13 protein-coding genes, 2 tRNA genes and 3 rRNA genes are annotated in these 18,716 nt (G+C 51.0%); 8 read left to right on the top strand and 10 right to left on the bottom strand.

The genetic code is table 11. The features are described from left to right. Nucleotides 1-25: 25 nt before the first annotated feature. Nucleotides 26-745 (bottom strand): methyltransferase domain-containing protein, encoded by a 720-nt coding sequence (locus tag Dpoa569_RS04185; RefSeq protein ID WP_042872258.1) that lies wholly within the window; start codon nucleotides 743-745, stop codon nucleotides 26-28. A 45-nt stretch (nucleotides 746-790) separates the two neighbouring features. Between Dpoa569_RS04185 and gloB the strand changes: the two genes are divergently transcribed. Both gloB and mltD read left to right on the top strand, forming a co-directional pair. Then, entirely contained in the window at nucleotides 791-1,546 is a 756-nt protein-coding gene (gene gloB / locus Dpoa569_RS04180) for a hydroxyacylglutathione hydrolase (protein ID WP_042872260.1), read from the top strand. A gap of 70 nt (nucleotides 1,547-1,616) precedes the next feature. Continuing rightward, entirely contained in the window at nucleotides 1,617-3,014 is a 1,398-nt protein-coding gene (gene mltD / locus Dpoa569_RS04175) for a murein transglycosylase D (RefSeq protein WP_042872262.1), read from the top strand. 58 nt (nucleotides 3,015-3,072) lie between these two features. Here the strand turns inward: mltD and Dpoa569_RS04170 are convergent, their stop codons facing one another. From Dpoa569_RS04170 to gmhB, 7 genes are all read right to left on the bottom strand, one after another. Further along, on the bottom strand, nucleotides 3,073-3,864 hold the full coding sequence (locus Dpoa569_RS04170; protein WP_042872264.1) for an endonuclease/exonuclease/phosphatase family protein: 792 nt from the start codon (nucleotides 3,862-3,864) through the stop codon (nucleotides 3,073-3,075). Between the two features lie 201 nt (nucleotides 3,865-4,065). After that, nucleotides 4,066-4,142 (bottom strand) — tRNA-Asp (locus tag Dpoa569_RS04165). Between the two features lie 65 nt (nucleotides 4,143-4,207). Continuing rightward, a 5S ribosomal RNA gene (gene rrf, locus Dpoa569_RS04160) occupies nucleotides 4,208-4,323 on the bottom strand. A 139-nt stretch (nucleotides 4,324-4,462) separates the two neighbouring features. Then, nucleotides 4,463-7,456, bottom strand: a 23S ribosomal RNA gene (locus Dpoa569_RS04155). Between the two features lie 193 nt (nucleotides 7,457-7,649). Next, nucleotides 7,650-7,725: transfer RNA gene (locus Dpoa569_RS04150), tRNA-Glu, on the bottom strand. Nucleotides 7,726-7,811: 86 nt separating this feature from the next. Further along, a 16S ribosomal RNA gene (locus Dpoa569_RS04145) occupies nucleotides 7,812-9,353 on the bottom strand. The 16S, 23S and 5S rRNA genes sit together here with 2 tRNA genes alongside, the layout of an rRNA operon. A 369-nt stretch (nucleotides 9,354-9,722) precedes the next feature. Then, nucleotides 9,723-10,289, bottom strand: a complete 567-nt coding sequence (gmhB, locus tag Dpoa569_RS04140) for a D-glycero-beta-D-manno-heptose 1,7-bisphosphate 7-phosphatase (protein WP_042872420.1) — start codon at nucleotides 10,287-10,289, stop codon at nucleotides 9,723-9,725. Between the two features lie 180 nt (nucleotides 10,290-10,469). On the opposite strand from gmhB, the gene metN reads away from it, so the two are divergent. The 6 genes from metN to proS all read left to right on the top strand — a co-directional run bounded on the left by metN (nucleotide 10,470) and on the right by proS (nucleotide 16,095). Next, on the top strand, nucleotides 10,470-11,501 hold the full coding sequence (gene metN, locus Dpoa569_RS04135; RefSeq protein ID WP_042872423.1) for a methionine ABC transporter ATP-binding protein MetN: 1,032 nt from the start codon (nucleotides 10,470-10,472) through the stop codon (nucleotides 11,499-11,501). Continuing rightward, a complete protein-coding gene (locus Dpoa569_RS04130) occupies nucleotides 11,494-12,147 on the top strand; it encodes a methionine ABC transporter permease MetI (protein WP_042872426.1) in 654 nt (217 codons plus the stop codon). Before metN ends, Dpoa569_RS04130 begins: the two co-directional genes overlap by 8 nt. A gap of 71 nt (nucleotides 12,148-12,218) precedes the next feature. Beyond that, the gene (locus Dpoa569_RS04125) at nucleotides 12,219-13,034 is read left to right on the top strand and encodes a MetQ/NlpA family lipoprotein (protein ID WP_042872429.1); all 816 of its coding nucleotides are present in this window, start codon (nucleotides 12,219-12,221) and stop codon (nucleotides 13,032-13,034) included. 114 nt (nucleotides 13,035-13,148) lie between these two features. Further along, the gene (rcsF, locus tag Dpoa569_RS04120) at nucleotides 13,149-13,556 is read left to right on the top strand and encodes an Rcs stress response system protein RcsF (protein WP_042872431.1); all 408 of its coding nucleotides are present in this window, start codon (nucleotides 13,149-13,151) and stop codon (nucleotides 13,554-13,556) included. Then, the gene (tsaA, locus tag Dpoa569_RS04115) at nucleotides 13,553-14,260 is read left to right on the top strand and encodes a tRNA (N6-threonylcarbamoyladenosine(37)-N6)-methyltransferase TrmO (RefSeq protein WP_042872433.1); all 708 of its coding nucleotides are present in this window, start codon (nucleotides 13,553-13,555) and stop codon (nucleotides 14,258-14,260) included. The genes rcsF and tsaA overlap by 4 nt, the downstream gene beginning before the upstream one ends. A 116-nt stretch (nucleotides 14,261-14,376) precedes the next feature. Further along, nucleotides 14,377-16,095, top strand: a complete 1,719-nt coding sequence (gene proS, locus Dpoa569_RS04110) for a proline--tRNA ligase (RefSeq protein ID WP_042872435.1) — start codon at nucleotides 14,377-14,379, stop codon at nucleotides 16,093-16,095. A gap of 77 nt (nucleotides 16,096-16,172) precedes the next feature. Here proS and rpoS read toward each other — a convergent pair whose 3' ends face one another. Further along, on the bottom strand, nucleotides 16,173-17,165 hold the full coding sequence (rpoS, locus tag Dpoa569_RS04105) for an RNA polymerase sigma factor RpoS (protein WP_042872437.1): 993 nt from the start codon (nucleotides 17,163-17,165) through the stop codon (nucleotides 16,173-16,175). Between the two features lie 53 nt (nucleotides 17,166-17,218). Further along, nucleotides 17,219-18,457: a murein hydrolase activator NlpD gene (gene nlpD / locus Dpoa569_RS04100; protein WP_042872440.1), complete on the bottom strand. Its 1,239-nt coding sequence runs from the start codon at nucleotides 18,455-18,457 to the stop codon at nucleotides 17,219-17,221. Nucleotides 18,458-18,716 lie beyond the last annotated feature (259 nt).

Genomic DNA, 18,716 nt, shown 5'->3' with positions numbered 1-18,716 from the left:
AACGAATCAATCATCTGACAAGCCGTCAATCATGCCAGGAACGATAACTTTTCGTCGCCCCCACCGGGCGATTCAATGGTGACTTTCTTAGCAAGGTTTTGGTCGGCGTCATCGTCAGCGGAATCGTACGTTTACGCGCGACGATCAGATTCAGGCACCCCAGCAATGGCAGCGTATTGTTCCACTTGCCCTGTTCTGGCTGGCGCCAGGGCAAAACCTGAAAACTTTTGTGATGTACAATCTCGTAATTGAGCAAGCTCAGCCAGTCCATCACCCGCATTTGGCTGAACATTCTGCTGCAATATGGCTGGCGTTGACGCATACCGGGAACTAAACGCCCCAACCCTACCAGACTCACAGGGTTGAAACCGCTGATAATGATCCAACCATCGTTAATCAAAATCCGATCAACTTCGCGCACAATCCGATGAGGATCTGCGGAGTAAGCCAGCACATGGGCAAGCAAACAGGCATCTACCGATTTCTCGATAAACGGTAATTGATAGGGTTCAGCAATAACATGTGCCTGCGGCTCACGACTAACGTTCACCTGATGTGGAATGGTACACATTTGACTATCAATCTCAGTGCTTAATCCCCCGATTTTCAGCAAATGAAACCCAAATATCCGGCTCCACCAAGGGTCAAGCACCCTATTCAAAGTATGAAGATAGTACTCTCCCCAGGGTATCGCCTTCCAGTTGTCAGGCGCCACGATCTTCTGAGATGTTTGTGCTGGCTTCATGCTCTAGAATCTTCCGCAAGCTAATCGCAAAAATGAGGATACAGTATGGATCTTATCAGTGTACCTGCCTTCAAAGACAACTATATCTGGCTACTGGCCAATGATGAAAAGCAATGTGTGGTTGTTGATCCTGGAGAGGCAGCCCCCGTATTACAGGCACTGAAAAACTACGGACTCTTACCCGCCGCCATTCTGTTGACCCATCATCACAACGACCACACTGACGGCGTGCGGCAACTGAAGGATCACTATCCTGACATACACGTTTACGGCCCATCAGAAACCAAGCAATGCGGCGTGACACATACAGTGCAAGAAGGAGACACGATTACTGCTGTTGGCTCGGAATTTTCTATTTTTTTCGTACCCGGACACACTACAGGACATATCGCATATTATAGCCATCCATATCTATTCTGTGGCGATACCTTATTTTCTGCCGGATGTGGTCGCATTTTTGAAGGTACAGCACAACAGATGTTCGAATCATTGATCAAGTTGGCTGATTTACCTGATGAAACCCAAGTATGTTGTGCGCACGAATACACATTATCGAATCTGGAGTTCGCTCACCATATTTGGCCAGAAGATATGGATATTCATGATTATCTACTTAAAATCAGACAATTACGTGAAAAAGGAGAATCATCCCTCCCTTCCACACTAGGGCAGGAACGGAGAATAAATATTTTTTTACGTTATCATGACGTTGATTTAAAAAGAAAATTGTCCATTAACTCGGACACCAAGGGGGATTGGCACATTTTTGCGCACTTACGCGCTCTGAAAGACCAATTTTAACGGTTTTTGTTGTACTGAATTGCCAATCAAAGTATGATTGCCTGTCTTTTAAGCAACTATTGACACAGATATGAAGACTAAAGCGATACTTATCGCCTCAGTCGTGTTGACGGGTTGTCAGGTGCCGCCTAATGACACTTCTCAACCCAGGCAACATGCACAGAGTCTGTCTTCGGCAGGTCAAGGTGAAGCAGGAAAGTACACAGATGGTCGAGAGACCGGCGCGCGATGGCTGGATGATGATAGCATCGCACAACGAGATCTGTGGAACTTCATTGGCGACGAGCTGAAGATGGAGGTTCCGGAGAATACCCGGATCCGCGAACAGAAACAGCGTTACTTAAAAAATAAGAGCTATCTCCACGATGTAACATTACGGGCAGAGCCGTACATGTACTGGATAGTCGGGCAGATTAAAGAACGTAAGATGCCGATGGAACTGGTACTGCTACCCATAGTGGAGAGCGCTTTTGACCCAAACGCCAGATCAGCATCCAACGCCGTAGGGCTTTGGCAGATTGTTCCTGGCACCGGGCGCAATTACGGGTTAAAACGTACCCAATGGTATGATGGGCGTCGTGATGTTGTTGCCTCCACGACCGCTGCACTGGATATGATGCAGCGTCTTAACCGTATGTTTGACGGCGACTGGTTATTAACCGTAGCTGCCTACAATGCGGGTGAAGGGCGAATCATGCAAGCGGTGAAAGCGAATAAAGCGAAAGGCCGTCCAACTAACTACTGGGCGCTGGCGTTGCCATACGAAACGTCAACCTATGTGCCCAAGATGTTGGCGCTAAGCGATATTCTCAAGCACAGCAGAAAGTACGGAGTTGAGTTGCCTAAACCTAACGAAAACCGAGCGTTGGCAAGGGTCGACTTAGGTCAGCAGATGGAATTGACACAAGCAGCCGAACTGGCGGGTTTATCTGTCACCAAGCTCAAGAGTTACAACACGGGTTACACACGTGATGTCACTGCGCCTAACGGACCGCATTACATTATGATACCCAAGTCTCATGTGGGACAGTTGAAAGACTCGCTGGCTGATGGTGATATTGCATCCATACAACCGGCTAAATCTGTAAAACCGGCAGGCACGACTCGCTCTGTAGGGTACAAGGTTCGCACTGGTGATACATTATCCAGTATCGCTAAGCGAATGAATGTTCGTACTCAGGATCTGCAACACTGGAACCACCTCAAGAGCAACGCGCTGAAAGTGGGTCAGACATTGCAAGTTGCCAAGGTAACAACACCCGTGACGGCAGGTGTTGTTGCAAAAAACAAATCGAACTCGATCATTTATCAAGTTCGTAAAGGTGACTCGCTGGCAAGTATTGCCAAACGTCACGGTGTTAACATTGCTGATGTCATGCGCTGGAATACGGTTATCAGAGATGCCAATCTTCAACCTGGAGATCGGCTGACACTGTATGTCACCAGAAGAGAATCACCAGATTCCTGATACTGATAAAATAAAAACCGCCATCCAGGCGGTTTTTTTATTAGTGCAAGTGTAGAGTTCAAGCAACATCAAACTCCACCAGCAAAGGATTGTGATCAGATGCATTAGTAACCAGTACCGACGAATTCGTCACGTCCAACTCGCGATAAAAAACAAAATCCAATGGCCGACCAAACGTCCGACGTCGTTGATCGTCGGAAAATAACACTTCATCAAGTCCCATTCGCTGGACAAACCGATAAAGCGCGCTGACCCTAGGTCGACTCCAGGCATTAAAGTCTCCCGCCATAATCACCGGTCCCTGGTGACGTTTCAATTGCTCACCAATGGTTTCAAGTTGATTAATATACGCCTCTACTCCGAGGCTGAAATTAACAGCATGGATATTTATGGCCATTAACAAGCGTCCATTTCTCAACGAATACACCGTGATCAGTGCTGATTTAGCCAGACGAATTAATGGCTCTCGTTCACGTAGCGGAAAGCAGTACATCGGCTGAGCGGAAGATAGTGTCATCACCCCCGAAGGATGAGGTGGAAGTGCGAAAGCAGGCACCTGATCAGCATAAAGATAGTGTGTGGTGGCAAAGCGAATCAGTTCGGGGGTAGATTGCGCTTCCTGCAATAACATCAGCTGTGTGTTTTCACCAAAATGCTTCAGAACAGAAAGCCAGTTTGTACGCTGTTGCTTAAAAATATTCCACACCATGATCCGCAAGAAACCCTCTGTTGCTATCAGAGGAGCTGAAAATGCAGACTGCTGTTTTAAATAATGCATTGCCGAAGGCTGAAAAATACGCTCAACCGGTTGCCCGGCAACGTACCTTATTGCATAGGTTTTCTTGTGCACATTGTTCCTGCTATACCAGTGAACTATTAATCGTTATAGGGTTTTTATCTTCGCGTTTCAATGGGTGCAAGCAGCAAGATAGATGAGAAATATGGAATAACAATGAAATCGTAGACAATACAACTGATGGCAAGTAAGAATAGGTTCATCAACGGTTTCAAAAGCGAAAAGCCCTGAGCTTATGCTCAGGGCTTTATATGTTGGCGGTGCGGACGGGACTCGAACCCGCGACCCCCGGCGTGACAGGCCGGTATTCTAACCGACTGAACTACCGCACCACCGATTCTGTATGTTATCGAAGAGGTCATTTCGATAACCGGTGCTTCTTACACCACAATTTGATGCCTGGCAGTTCCCTACTCTCGCATGGGGAGACCCCACACTACCATCGGCGCTACGGCGTTTCACTTCTGAGTTCGGCATGGGGTCAGGTGGGACCACCGCGCTCTCGCCGCCAGGCAAATTCTTTCAACGTCTTTCAACGTCATCATCCTTTATGTCGCCGTGTGCTCTCTGTTTGCCGCACACCACGCCATCCAATCCTCGAACAAGCTGACTCGACTTTCCGTCTCTCTCTCCAAAACACCTTCGGTGTTGTAAGGTTAAGCCTCTCGGGTCATTAGTACTGGTTAGCTCAACGTATCACTACGCTTACACACCCAGCCTATCAACGTCCTCGTCTCGAACGTCCCTTCCGGGGAATCACGTTCCCAGGGAAGACTCATCTCGGGGCAAGTTTCCCGCTTAGATGCTTTCAGCGGTTATCTCTTCCGCACGTAGCTACCGGGCAGTGCCATTGGCATGACAACCCGAACACCAGCGGTGCGTTCACTCCGGTCCTCTCGTACTAGGAGCAACCCCCCTCAATCTTCCAACGCCCACGGCAGATAGGGACCGAACTGTCTCACGACGTTCTAAACCCAGCTCGCGTACCACTTTAAATGGCGAACAGCCATACCCTTGGGACCTACTTCAGCCCCAGGATGTGATGAGCCGACATCGAGGTGCCAAACACCGCCGTCGATATGAACTCTTGGGCGGTATCAGCCTGTTATCCCCGGAGTACCTTTTATCCGTTGAGCGATGGCCCTTCCATTCAGAACCACCGGATCACTAAGACCTGCTTTCGCACCTGCTCGAGCCGTCACTCTCGCAGTCAAGCTAGCTTATGCCTTTGCACTAACCTCCTGATGTCCGACCAGGATTAGCTAACCTTCGTGCTCCTCCGTTACGCTTTGGGAGGAGACCGCCCCAGTCAAACTACCCACCAGACACTGTCCCCGGCCCGGATTACGGGCCCAGGTTAGAACATCAAACATTAAAGGGTGGTATTTCAAGGTCGGCTCCATGCAGACTGGCGTCCACACTTCACAGCCTCCCACCTATCCTACACATCAAGGTTCAAGGTTCAGTGTCAAGCTATAGTAAAGGTTCACGGGGTCTTTCCGTCTTGCCGCGGGTACACTGCATCTTCACAGCGAGTTCAATTTCACTGAGTCTCGGGTGGAGACAGCCTGGCCATCATTACGCCATTCGTGCAGGTCGGAACTTACCCGACAAGGAATTTCGCTACCTTAGGACCGTTATAGTTACGGCCGCCGTTTACCGGGGCTTCGATCAAGAGCTTCTCCTTACGGATAACCCCATCAATTAACCTTCCGGCACCGGGCAGGCGTCACACCGTATACGTCCACTTTCGTGTTTGCACAGTGCTGTGTTTTTATTAAACAGTTGCAGCCAGCTGGTATCTGCGACTCCCGTCAGCTCCATCCGCAAGGGACTTCACCCACAGGAGCGTGCCTTCTCCCGAAGTTACGGCACCATTTTGCCTAGTTCCTTCACCCGAGTTCTCTCAAGCGCCTGAGTATTCTCTACCTGACCACCTGTGTCGGTTTGGGGTACGATTGAATGTCACCTGATGCTTAGAGGCTTTTCCTGGAAGCAGGGCATCTGTCACTTCAGCACCGTAGTGCCTCGTCATCACGCCTCAGTGTTCACAGCAGACCGGATTTGCCTGGTCCACCCACCTGCACGCTTAAACCGGGACAACCGTCGCCCGGATGACATAGCCTTCTCCGTCCCCCCTTCGCAGTCACACCCAGTACAGGAATATTAACCTGTTTCCCATCGACTACGCTTTTCAGCCTCGCCTTAGGGGTCGACTCACCCTGCCCCGATTAACGTTGGACAGGAACCCTTGGTCTTCCGGCGTGCGGGTTTTTCACCCGCATTATCGTTACTTATGTCAGCATTCGCACTTCTGATACCTCCAGCAGACCTCACAGTCCACCTTCAACGGCTTACAGAACGCTCCCCTACCCAACGAACGTATCCCTAAGCCAACTCGACGTTGTGGACGCATTGACGTCGCGTCGCTCCGTCAATCGTCATTCAACTCCGCAAAGTTGTCTTGGGTGATACGTTCGCTGCCGCAGCTTCGGTGCATGGTTTTAGCCCCGTTACATCTTCCGCGCAGGCCGACTCGACCAGTGAGCTATTACGCTTTCTTTAAATGATGGCTGCTTCTAAGCCAACATCCTGGCTGTCTGGGCCTTCCCACATCGTTTCCCACTTAACCATGACTTGGGGACCTTAGCTGGCGGTCTGGGTTGTTTCCCTCTTCACGACGGACGTTAGCACCCGCCGTGTGTCTCCCGTGATAACATTCTTCGGTATTCGCAGTTTGCATCGGGTTGGTAAGCCGGGATGGCCCCCTAGCCGAAACAGTGCTCTACCCCCGAAGATGACTTCACGAGGCGCTACCTAAATAGCTTTCGGGGAGAACCAGCTATCTCCCGGTTTGATTGGCCTTTCACCCCCAGCCACAAGTCATCCGCTAATTTTTCAACATTAGTCGGTTCGGTCCTCCAGTTAGTGTTACCCAACCTTCAACCTGCCCATGGCTAGATCACCGGGTTTCGGGTCTATACCCTGCAACTTAACGCCCAGTTAAGACTCGGTTTCCCTGCGGCTCCCCTATGCGGTTAACCTTGCTACAGAATATAAGTCGCTGACCCATTATACAAAAGGTACGCAGTCACACCCTAAAGGTGCTCCCACTGCTTGTACGTACACGGTTTCAGGTTCTCTTTCACTCCCCTCGCCGGGGTTCTTTTCGCCTTTCCCTCACGGTACTGGTTCACTATCGGTCAGTCAGGAGTATTTAGCCTTGGAGGATGGTCCCCCCATGTTCAGACAGGATACCACGTGTCCCGCCCTACTCATCGAACTCACGACCTGTGCACCTTCGTGTACGGGACTCTCACCCTGTATCGTGCGACTTTCCAGACGCTTCCACTGACACACAAGCCGATTCAGGTTCTGGGCTCCTCCCCGTTCGCTCGCCGCTACTGGGGGAATCTCGGTTGATTTCTTTTCCTCGGGGTACTGAGATGTTTCAGTTCCCCCGGTTCGCTTCATTAACCTATGAATTCAGTTAATGATAGTGTGACGAGTCACACTGGGTTTCCCCATTCGGGTATCGTCGGGTATAACGGCTCATATCACCTTGCCGACGCTTTTCGCAGATTAGCACGCCCTTCATCGCCTCTGACTGCCTAGGCATCCACCGTGTACGCTTAGTCGCTTAACCTCACAACCCGAAAGTGTCTCGGGATATGAGTATGTTGAGAGACTCGAACAACACATGAATTCTTACTCACATGCCGTCGTTTCAATTTTTCAGCTTGTTCCGGATTGTTAAAGAGCAGATAACATAAACCTGACTATTGCTAATCAGTTTTAGGTTAGCGTTGACCGTGCCTTTCACCCACTGTCCGTCATTCTGGCGTCCCCTAGGGGATTCGAACCCCTGTTACCGCCGTGAAAGGGCGGTGTCCTGGGCCTCTAGACGAAGGGGACATCACTTGTCAGCTTCGCAAGACGCTGTTGACTCTTTCTTATCATCAGACAATCTGTGTGGACACCACGCAGGCACTTCTACTCGGTAAGGAGGTGATCCAACCGCAGGTTCCCCTACGGTTACCTTGTTACGACTTCACCCCAGTCATGAATCACAAAGTGGTAAGCGCCCTCCCGAAGGTTAAGCTACCTACTTCTTTTGCAACCCACTCCCATGGTGTGACGGGCGGTGTGTACAAGGCCCGGGAACGTATTCACCGTAGCATTCTGATCTACGATTACTAGCGATTCCGACTTCATGGAGTCGAGTTGCAGACTCCAATCCGGACTACGACGTACTTTATGAGGTCCGCTTGCTCTCGCGAGGTCGCTTCTCTTTGTATACGCCATTGTAGCACGTGTGTAGCCCTACTCGTAAGGGCCATGATGACTTGACGTCATCCCCACCTTCCTCCGGTTTATCACCGGCAGTCTCCCCTGAGTTCCCACCCGAAGTGCTGGCAACAAAGGATAAGGGTTGCGCTCGTTGCGGGACTTAACCCAACATTTCACAACACGAGCTGACGACAGCCATGCAGCACCTGTCTCAGAGCTCCCGAAGGCACAACCGCATCTCTGCAGTCTTCTCTGGATGTCAAGAGTAGGTAAGGTTCTTCGCGTTGCATCGAATTAAACCACATGCTCCACCGCTTGTGCGGGCCCCCGTCAATTCATTTGAGTTTTAACCTTGCGGCCGTACTCCCCAGGCGGTCGATTTAACGCGTTAGCTCCGGAAGCCACGGTTCAGGACCACAACCTCCAAATCGACATCGTTTACAGCGTGGACTACCAGGGTATCTAATCCTGTTTGCTCCCCACGCTTTCGCACCTGAGCGTCAGTCTTCGTCCAGGGGGCCGCCTTCGCCACCGGTATTCCTCCAGATCTCTACGCATTTCACCGCTACACCTGGAATTCTACCCCCCTCTACGAGACTCCAGCCTGTCAGTTTTGAATGCAGTTCCCAGGTTGAGCCCGGGGATTTCACATCCAACTTAACAGACCGCCTGCGTGCGCTTTACGCCCAGTCATTCCGATTAACGCTTGCACCCTCCGTATTACCGCGGCTGCTGGCACGGAGTTAGCCGGTGCTTCTTCTGCGGGTAACGTCAATGAACAGACGTATTAAGCCTGCCCCCTTCCTCCCCGCTGAAAGTGCTTTACAACCCGAAGGCCTTCTTCACACACGCGGCATGGCTGCATCAGGGTTTCCCCCATTGTGCAATATTCCCCACTGCTGCCTCCCGTAGGAGTCTGGACCGTGTCTCAGTTCCAGTGTGGCTGGTCATCCTCTCAGACCAGCTAGGGATCGTCGCCTAGGTGAGCCTTTACCCCACCTACTAGCTAATCCCATCTGGGCACATCCGATGGCAAGAGGCCCTAAGGTCCCCCTCTTTGGTCTTGCGACGTTATGCGGTATTAGCTACCGTTTCCAGTAGTTATCCCCCTCCATCAGGCAGTTTCCCAGACATTACTCACCCGTCCGCCGCTCGTCACCCAAGGAGCAAGCTCCTTTGTGCTACCGCCCGACTTGCATGTGTTAGGCCTGCCGCCAGCGTTCAATCTGAGCCATGATCAAACTCTTCAATTTAAAGTTTGATGTGTTTTCCGAAGAAAACCGTGCTCAAAGAATTTACTGTTACTTCGTAATGAATTAACTGTTGTCACTCTTCAAGACTTTCACTAAATAGTTTTAGTGAAGTGTCCTGCGAGTGCCCACACAGATTGTCTGATTGATTGTTAAAGAGCAGTGCGACCGGCCTGAGCCTGCTGTCGCGAGGTGGCGTATACTACGCTTTCCTCATGAAGTGTCAACGATTATTTTCGCTTTCTCTTCCTGACACCGCGCTGCGTTGCCGCTGTCGCCGTGTCAGTGGAGGCGCATTATAGGGATCCGAACGGGTTACACAACCACTTTTTCGATCTTTTTTTCCGTTCGCACGTTTTTCCACCCTTACGGCTATTTTCCATGCTGTTTTATCGTCTTAGGCAGGTCTACCAGGCTATCAATTACCCAATCAGCCAGTTTTTCACCTTCTTCAGTTACCGGCTTACCCGTTTTTACCAGGACTTTGGTTCCCACTCCTGCCGCCTGTGCCGCCTGCATATCTTCCATTTTGTCGCCTACTATATAGGAAGCAGCCATATCAATATGCAGATGACGCTGCGCGGAGAGGAACATGCCAGGCTGAGGCTTACGACAGTCACATTGTTGGCGGTACTCCCCTTCACCGGCATCAGGGTGATGCGGACAATAATAGATACCATCCAAATCAACACCACGATCGGCCAGTGACCAGTCCATCCATTCGGTAAGCTGCATGAACTGGTCTTCAGTAAACTTGCCTCTGGCAATCCCCGACTGGTTAGTTACCAGCACCAGGGCAAAGCCCATTTTTTTAAGTTCATACAGGGCATCAATCACCCCATCAATAAACTGAAACTGATCGATTTCATGGACATAGCCATGATCGACATTAATAGTACCGTCGCGGTCGAGAAAAATTGCTGGAACGCTATTCGCCACTTACCTTTGCTCCTGATGGCATAAATTGTGCTTAGTATTGCATGTTTTCATCATAAGGGAGAATGCCATCCTTGCGGGATCTTGATTGACTTAGACGTCTAGACGCCTTAACATCCCCTTCACATTGGGTCGGAACATCACGGCTCCTAAATCCGGCCATCGTCATTCTTGATAAAACTTATGATTGAACTGATTAATATTACAAAGGTTTTTCAGCAAAAGGAACGCGTCGTCACCGCGCTTGATGATGTGACATTACGTGTTCCTGCTGGCCAGATTTATGGCGTAATTGGCGCATCGGGCGCAGGTAAAAGCACCTTGATTCGTTGCGTGAATCTTCTGGAAAGACCGACTCAGGGGAAAGTACTTATCGACGGGAAAGATCTGATGAGCCTGTCGGGAAGCCAATTGACGCGTACCCGCCGCCAAATCGGGATGATTTTCCAACATTTCAATTTGTTATCTTCACGTACCGTATTCGGCAACGTGGCGCTGCCGTTAGAACTGGATAACACGCCAGCATCTGAAATCAAGCAGCGAGTGCATCAGTTGCTGGATTTGGTCGGACTGGCCGAAAAGCATGATGCCTACCCAGCCAATCTGTCTGGAGGGCAAAAACAACGCGTTGCTATTGCTCGTGCGCTGGCAAGCAATCCCAAAGTATTGCTGTGCGATGAGGCCACCAGCGCGCTGGACCCAGCCACCACGCGTTCTATTCTTGAATTACTGAAAGATATTAATCGTCGACTGGGCCTGACCATTCTACTGATTACGCATGAGATGGATGTGGTCAAGCGTATTTGTGACCAGGTGGCAGTTATCAGTGACGGAAAGCTGATTGAGCAAGATACGGTAAGCGAGGTGTTCTCACACCCGAAAACGCCGCTGGCGCAGAAGTTCATCCAGTCCACTCTACATCTGGATATTCCAGATGACTATCAGCAACGGCTATCAACGACGCCTCGTCAGGATAGCGTGCCGCTGCTGCGAATGGAATTTACCGGTCAGTCGGTTGACGCACCGTTACTGTCCGAAGTGGCCCGGAAATTCAACGTCAACAACAACATCATCAGTGCGCAGATGGATTATGCCGGCGGCGTTAAATTCGGCATCATGCTGGCCGAAATGCACGGGCAGGAAACCGACACTCAGGCAGCTATCGCATTTTTGCAGCAACATCATGTCAATATTGAGGTATTGGGTTATGTCTGAAGCCATGATCTGGTTGCTTGCCCGCGGCGTATGGGAAACCGTAGTTATGACTTTCGTTTCCGGCTTTTTCGGCTTTGTGCTGGGTTTGCCTATCGGCGTGCTTTTGTACATCACCCGGCCAGGGCAGATTATCGCCAACCCCAAGCTCTACCGCAGTATTTCCGCTCTGGTAAATATTTTCCGTTCGATCCCCTTCATTATTTTATTAGTGTGGATGATTCCGTTCACACGGATAATTGTAGGAACCGCGATTGGCTTACAGGCTGCGATTGTACCGTTGACGGTAGGTGCAGCGCCGTTTATCGCCCGTATGGTAGAAAACGCCCTGCTGGAAATTCCAACCGGATTGATTGAGGCGGCACGTGCGATGGGCGCTACCCCGATGCAGATTATCCGTAAGATTCTGCTCCCCGAAGCACTGCCCGGTCTGCTCAATGCCGCGACGATTACCTTGATTACGTTGGTAGGTTATTCAGCCATGGGCGGTGCGGTCGGTGCCGGTGGTCTGGGGCAGATCGGCTATCAGTATGGTTATGTCGGCTATAACGCTACCGTGATGAATACCGTCCTGGTCCTGCTGGTGGTGCTGGTTTATCTCATTCAATTCGTTGGTGACAGGGCTGTTCACGCGGTTACCCACAAATAACGGGAATTATCATCGCGTCTGTTATTCTTCTATTCTTTGATGCAGGTTAAAACATTAAACAGAGGTAAAAAATGGCAATTAAATTGAAATCTCTCGCTGCTGTTGGTGCGTTGATTGGTGCGCTGGCACTGGCGGGATGCGGTCAGGAGCAGAAAAACCCTAACCACATTAAAGTCGGCGTCATTGTTGGCGCCGAACAGCAGGTGGCAGAAGTCGCGCAGAAAGTAGCCAAGGAAAAATACGGTCTGGATGTTGAACTGGTTACCTTTAATGACTACGTGCTGCCGAACGAAGCGCTGAGCAAAGGCGATATTGATCTGAACGCCTTCCAACACAAACCGTATCTTGACCAACAGATCAAAGATCGCGGCTACAAGCTGGTGTCTGTCGGCAACACTTTTGTGTATCCGATCGCAGGTTACTCAAAAAAAATAAAATCACTGAATGATCTGCAAAATGGCGCTCAAATCGCCCTGCCAAACGACCCAACTAACCTTGGCCGTTCACTACTGCTGCTGCAGAAAGTGGGATTGATCAAACTGAAAGACAATGTTGGCCTGTTACCGACCGCGCTGGATGTGATTGAAAACCCGAAAAACCTGAAACTGGTCGAACTGGAAGCCCCGCAATTGCCACGTTCTCTGGATGACGATCAGATTGCTCTGGCCATCATCAATACCACCTACGCGAGCCAGATCAACCTGACCCCAACCAAAGACGGCTTGTTCGTGGAAGCAAAAGACTCGCCGTATGTTAACCTGCTGGTTGCACGTGAAGACAACAAAGACGCCGAAAACGTGAAAAAATTCGTCAAAGCTTACCAGTCTGATGAAGTAAACCAGGCGGCGCAGAAAATATTTAACGGTGGTGCAGTGAAAGGCTGGTAAGTTAATACTTACTTTCTTGCACAAACGTGATGAAAGACGGGCATCGGCCCGTCTTGTTATTTTCTGTATTGCTTGCTTCAATAACCGCTCTTTATCCAAGCCAGAGGAAAATTTATGCGTGCTGTACCTGTTCTACTGTTGGCGCTGTCGCTAACAGGATGTTCCTTGCTGCACAAGCCCGCGGCACCAGCACCCCAACCGCAAACCGCGGCAGCAATGGAAGCGCCACCGAAACCAAAACCGGTCACGCATCCGGCTCCTGCGGTTCTGTATAAAAGCGCTGAAGAACTGGTAGGCAAACCGTTCCGTGATATGGGCGAAGTATCCGGCTCATCCTGTCAATCAAGCGCGCAGGATACACCTCCCAGCATTCCATCGGCTCGTAGAAAGATGCAAACTCGCGCCACTACAATGAAAGCCAATGCCGTACTATTGCATGATTGCCAGATCATCAGCAACGCAGCAGGATGTTACCGTCAGGCTGTTTGTCAGGGCACCGCACTGAAAGTTTCCGCGCAATGAGCCAATTTTGCTTTAATCAGATCGGCGTAATTCGTTCGCCTTACAAAGAAAAATTTGCCGTCCCTCGGCAACCCGGTCTGATTAAGGATGGCGGCGGGGAGTTACATCTCCTCTCGCCCTATGACCAACCCGAAACCGTGCGCGGACTCGAAAACTTCAGCCACCTGTGGTTGCTGTTCATTTTCCACCAGACAGCCTCGGCAGGCTGGCGACCAACAGTCAGGCCACCTCGTTTGGGCGGTAATACCCGCATCGGAGTGTTTGCTACCCGTTCAACGTTTCGCCCTAACCCGATAGGTATGTCGCTGGTTGAACTCAAAGCGGTACGCACAACGCGAGATGGCGTGATACTGGAATTGGGGAGTCTGGACCTGGTGGATGGCACGCCCGTCATCGATATCAAGCCCTATTTGCCGTTTGCGGAAAGCCAGCCACAGGCGCACGCCGGTTTTGCACAGTTAGCCCCAGAAGCCGACATGCCCGTTCATTTTTCCGTGGTAGCTGAGCAACAACTGGCTGAGCAGCAATACAATCACCCTCATTTGCGACGTTTTATTACCCAAGTGTTAGCGCAAGACCCCCGCCCGGCTTACCGCAAAGGGGAAGATGACTCCAAGATTTATGCCGCACGGTTGCTGGAATTTAATGTCAAATGGCATGTAACTGATGGGCAAACAGAAGTCATCAGCCTTGATGCCGGTTAAAAAACGCGGCAGCGCCTTTTGGGGAGCCGCCCACACTGGTAAACTGAACCACTTTTTCTGCCTGAACCACGTTGTGGTTAATGCTATTTATTTGTTCTGACGGAACTCAAAACATCATGCGTACAAGTCAATACATGCTCTCCACGCTGAAGGAGACGCCCGCCGATGCCGAAGTCATCAGTCATCAGCTGATGCTGCGTGCCGGGATGATTCGTAAACTGGCCTCCGGACTCTATACCTGGCTGCCAACCGGATTACGAGTGCTAAAAAAAGTCGAAAATATCGTGCGTGAGGAAATGAACAACGCCGGTGCCATCGAAATTTCGATGCCGGTGGTTCAACCCGCCGACCTGTGGCAGGAAAGTGGCCGTTGGGAACAATATGGTCCGGAATTACTGCGCTTTGTTGACCGTGGTGACCGTCCGTTTGTGCTCGGCCCGACGCATGAAGAAGTTATCACGGACTTGATTCGTAACGAAATCAGCTCCTACAAACAGTTACCGCTGAATTTCTACCAGATCCAGACTAAATTCCGCGACGAAGTTCGCCCACGTTTTGGCGTGATGCGTGCCCGCGAGTTCCTGATGAAGGATGCTTATTCGTTCCATACCACTCAGGAATCGCTGCAGGTCACTTACGATGCCATGTACGCGGCCTACAGCAAGATTTTCAGCCGGATGGACCTCGATTTCCGCCCGGTACAGGCTGATACCGGCTCGATCGGCGGCAATGCCTCACACGAATTCCAGGTGCTGGCCAGCAGCGGTGAAGATGACATCGTGTTCTCCACTGAGTCGGATTACGCCGCCAATATTGAGCTGGCTGAAGCTGTCGCACCGGAGAATGACCGAGCGACACCGACTCAAGCCATGACGCTGGTGGATACCCCGAACGCCAAAACCATCGCCGAGCTGGTCGAACAGTTCAACGTGCCCGTGGAAAAAACCGTTAAGACCCTGCTGGTGAAAGCGAGCGAAGAGAGTGGCCATAAACTGATTGCGTTGCTGGTACGTGGCGATCACGAACTAAACGAAGTCAAAGCGGAAAAACTGACGCAGGTTGCCAGCCCGTTGACCTTTGCTACCGAAGATGAAATCCGTGCCGCTGTGAAAGCAGGCCCAGGTTCACTGGGACCGGTAAATCTGCCACTACCGGTTGTCGTTGACCGAACAGTGGCGGCCATGAGCGATTTCAGCGCCGGTGCCAACATTGATGGTAAGCATTACTTCGGCATCAACTGGGAACGCGACGTTGCACTGCCGCAGGTTGCGGATATCCGCAACGTAGTAGAAGGTGATCGCAGCCCTGACGGCAAAGGTACGCTGCTTATCAAGCGCGGTATTGAAGTAGGTCACATCTTCCAACTGGGCAACAAATACTCCGAAGCGTTAAAAGCAACGGTGCAGGGCGAAGATGGCCGCAACCAAATCCTGACGATGGGTTGCTATGGCATTGGTGTCACACGCGTCATTGCCGCCGCCATTGAACAGAACCATGATGACCGCGGTATTATCTGGCCTGACGCTATTGCACCGTTCCAGGTCGCCATTCTGCCGATGAACATGCATAAGTCCTTCCGTGTACAGGAAGTGGCCGAGAACATCTATCAGCAATTACGTGCTAATGGCATTGATGTACTGCTGGATGATCGTAAAGAGCGTCCCGGCGTCATGTTTGCTGACATGGAGCTGATTGGTATTCCGCACACTATCGTGATCGGCGATCGCAATCTTGACAACGACGAGATTGAATACAAGCACCGCCGTAAAGGCGAAAAAGAGATGATCAAGGCCGGCGACATCGTCGAGTTCCTGCTGTCTCAGTGTACCCGATAACAAACGAAGCGATTGCAGATATAAAAAATGGTGGGGCAACCCACCATTTTTTTGCGCCATGTTAACTATTGTAGGTGTTATTCGCGGAACAGTTCTTCGATGTCCAACCCTTGTACCTGCAGGATTTCGCGCAGGCGACGCAACCCTTCCACCTGAATCTGACGAACCCGTTCACGGGTTAATCCAATTTCACGACCAACATCTTCCAGCGTTGCCGCTTCATATCCTAGTAGCCCAAAGCGGCGGGCCAGCACTTCGCGCTGTTTGGCATTCAGTTCAAACAACCACTTAACAATATTCTGCTTCATATCGTTATTCTGCGTGGTGTCTTCCGGACCATTGTCTTTCTCGTCGGCGAGAATATCCAGCAGCGCCTTTTCCGAATCCCCGCTCAGTGGCGTATCTACCGAGGTGATACGTTCATTAAGGCGCAGCATACGGTTAACGTCATCCACCGGCTTATCCAACCGTTCAGCAATCTCCTCCGCACTAGGCTCATGGTCAAGCTTATGAGACAGCTCACGTGCAGTACGCAGATATACGTTGAGTTCTTTGACGATATGGATAGGTAAGCGGATGGTGCGGGTTTGGTTCATGATGGCCCGTTCAATGGTCTGACGGATCCACCAGGTGGCGTAAGTTGAAAAACGGAACCCACGTTCAGGGTCAAATTTCTCAACGGCGCGAATCAGACCAAGGTTCCCCTCTTCAATCAGGTCCAGCAGCGCCAGTCCTCGATTGTTGTAGCGACGGGCGATCTTCACCACCAGCCGCAGGTTACTCTCGATCATACGGCGGCGAGAAGAAACATCGCCGCGTAGCGCCCGGCGGGCAAAATAGACTTCCTCTTCAGCAGTCAGCAGAGGCGAGTAGCCGATTTCTCCCAAATAGAGCTGAGTGGCATCCAGCACGCGCTGTGCAGTTCCTTGCGAGAGCAATTCCTCATCGAGTAGATCGCTATCGACGGTTTCTTCCTCTGCCAGCGCTTTGTCGTCAAAAACGTCGACTCCATTCTCATCAAATTCAGCATCTTCATGCAACTCGTTAACTTTCAGCGTATTTTGGCTCATAAGTGGCTCCTACCCGTGATCCCTTGGCAGAATACCGAAATACTCTGCCCGATTTATCGCTGCGGAAGAAAACGCAGCGGGTTTACGGATTTCCCCTTGTAACGAATTTCAAAATGCAAGCGTACTGAACTGGTTCCGGTGCTACCCATGGTAGCGATTTGTTGACCCGCCTTTACCTCTTGTTGTTCCCGGACCAGCATGGTTTCGTTATGGGCATAGGCGCTCAGGTAATCATCATTATGTTTGATGATGATCAGATTACCATAACCGCGTAACGCATTACCCGCATACACTACGCGCCCGGATGCGGTAGCGACAACGGATTGCCCACGTGAGCCGGCGATATCAATCCCTTTATTTCCCCCCTCTGAGGCTGAGAAACTATCTATGACTTTCCCATCTGTAGGCCAACGCCAACTAGCAATTGCCGTGTTGGTCTGCGTCGGTTCGGTGGCTGGAAGCGTAGCTGCCGCCCCTGCCGCAGGCAGCATCTTACCGCCCGCATTCTGTTTACCCGAATCGTCAGAATACGCATTAGTTGGTTGAGAATCAACCTGCGTAGTTTGCATTTGTGCTGAAGACGATGGCGACACAACGCCAGCTGCGGCCGCATTCGCTGGCAACATATGACCGCTACTGCTGGCCGTATTATTGCCTGACAGCATACGACCACCGCCAGAGGCTTTGGCGGCATTTTCAGGCAGCATGTGACCACTGCTGCTGGACGGACTGCTTGTCACCGGCGTTACCGGCACAGATGATGTCGTCGATGTCGGCGTACCGGCAATCGCCATGCCCTGCGTGCTGCTTCCGGCATTCATATTACTGCCGAGATTCAACGTCTGGCCGACATTCAGGCTGTAAGGCTCCTGAATATTGTTGCGCTGCGCCAATTCGCGGTAGTCATTACCCGTAATCCAGGCGATATAGAACAACGTGTCTCCACGCTTTACGGTGTAGTTATTGCCGGTATAGCTCCCTTTGGGAATGCTGTTATAACTGCGGTTATAGACAATTTTGCCTTCGCGGTTGGTGATCTGCGCCTCACTGACTGGGTGGCTAATACCCGCCGAAGGAACGATTTGTGTTGTGTTGTTCACGTTATTGTTCACGCTGGAAATGCGCGGCGGCGGAGAATAGGCGGTCGTACTGCCCGAACGGCTTACCCCGCCGTTATCTCCTACGCTGCTGATCGGGGCTGCCTGATTATTGTCGTTTGCACAACCAGCCAATCCCAGAGTAATAACCGAACACACAGCGATCTGACGCCAGTTCACGATTTGGCTTCCCATGCGCCAAATTCCCCCTATAACCAAAAATAACGAAATCTGTCCGGTCCCGACGTTAATTGCCGTTCAGGCCCCCTGATGAAAACTGGCGATCATGCGGGACAAGGAAAGAAAAAGCGACCACCGCTCATGTTCTTCGTTGACGCAAACAGGCGATACCGCACCGAATCTGTCTGGCAGTCATGCCGTACCACAGGGTTAATACACGGACAACGACGGGACACAGCCTATCAATATCAATCCGTTATCACCATAAGACAGT

The organism is Dickeya poaceiphila, assembly GCF_007858975.2.
Taxonomy (GTDB): domain Bacteria; phylum Pseudomonadota; class Gammaproteobacteria; order Enterobacterales; family Enterobacteriaceae; genus Dickeya; species Dickeya poaceiphila.
Note: the sequence above shows the minus strand (reverse complement) of the source record. Positions and strands in the feature narration are given on the sequence as shown.

Coding starts and splice junctions, on each gene's coding strand:
- Dpoa569_RS04185 (WP_042872258.1), bottom strand. CDS start 745: ATGAAGCCAGCACAAACATCTCAGAAGATCGTGGCGCCTGACAACTGG.
- gloB (WP_042872260.1), top strand. CDS start 791: ATGGATCTTATCAGTGTACCTGCCTTCAAAGACAACTATATCTGGCTA.
- mltD (WP_042872262.1), top strand. CDS start 1,617: ATGAAGACTAAAGCGATACTTATCGCCTCAGTCGTGTTGACGGGTTGT.
- metN (WP_042872423.1), top strand. CDS start 10,470: ATGATTGAACTGATTAATATTACAAAGGTTTTTCAGCAAAAGGAACGC.
- Dpoa569_RS04130 (WP_042872426.1), top strand. CDS start 11,494: ATGTCTGAAGCCATGATCTGGTTGCTTGCCCGCGGCGTATGGGAAACC.
- Dpoa569_RS04125 (WP_042872429.1), top strand. CDS start 12,219: ATGGCAATTAAATTGAAATCTCTCGCTGCTGTTGGTGCGTTGATTGGT.
- rcsF (WP_042872431.1), top strand. CDS start 13,149: ATGCGTGCTGTACCTGTTCTACTGTTGGCGCTGTCGCTAACAGGATGT.
- tsaA (WP_042872433.1), top strand. CDS start 13,553: ATGAGCCAATTTTGCTTTAATCAGATCGGCGTAATTCGTTCGCCTTAC.
- proS (WP_042872435.1), top strand. CDS start 14,377: ATGCGTACAAGTCAATACATGCTCTCCACGCTGAAGGAGACGCCCGCC.
- rpoS (WP_042872437.1), bottom strand. CDS start 17,165: ATGAGCCAAAATACGCTGAAAGTTAACGAGTTGCATGAAGATGCTGAA.
- nlpD (WP_042872440.1), bottom strand. CDS start 18,457: ATGGGAAGCCAAATCGTGAACTGGCGTCAGATCGCTGTGTGTTCGGTT.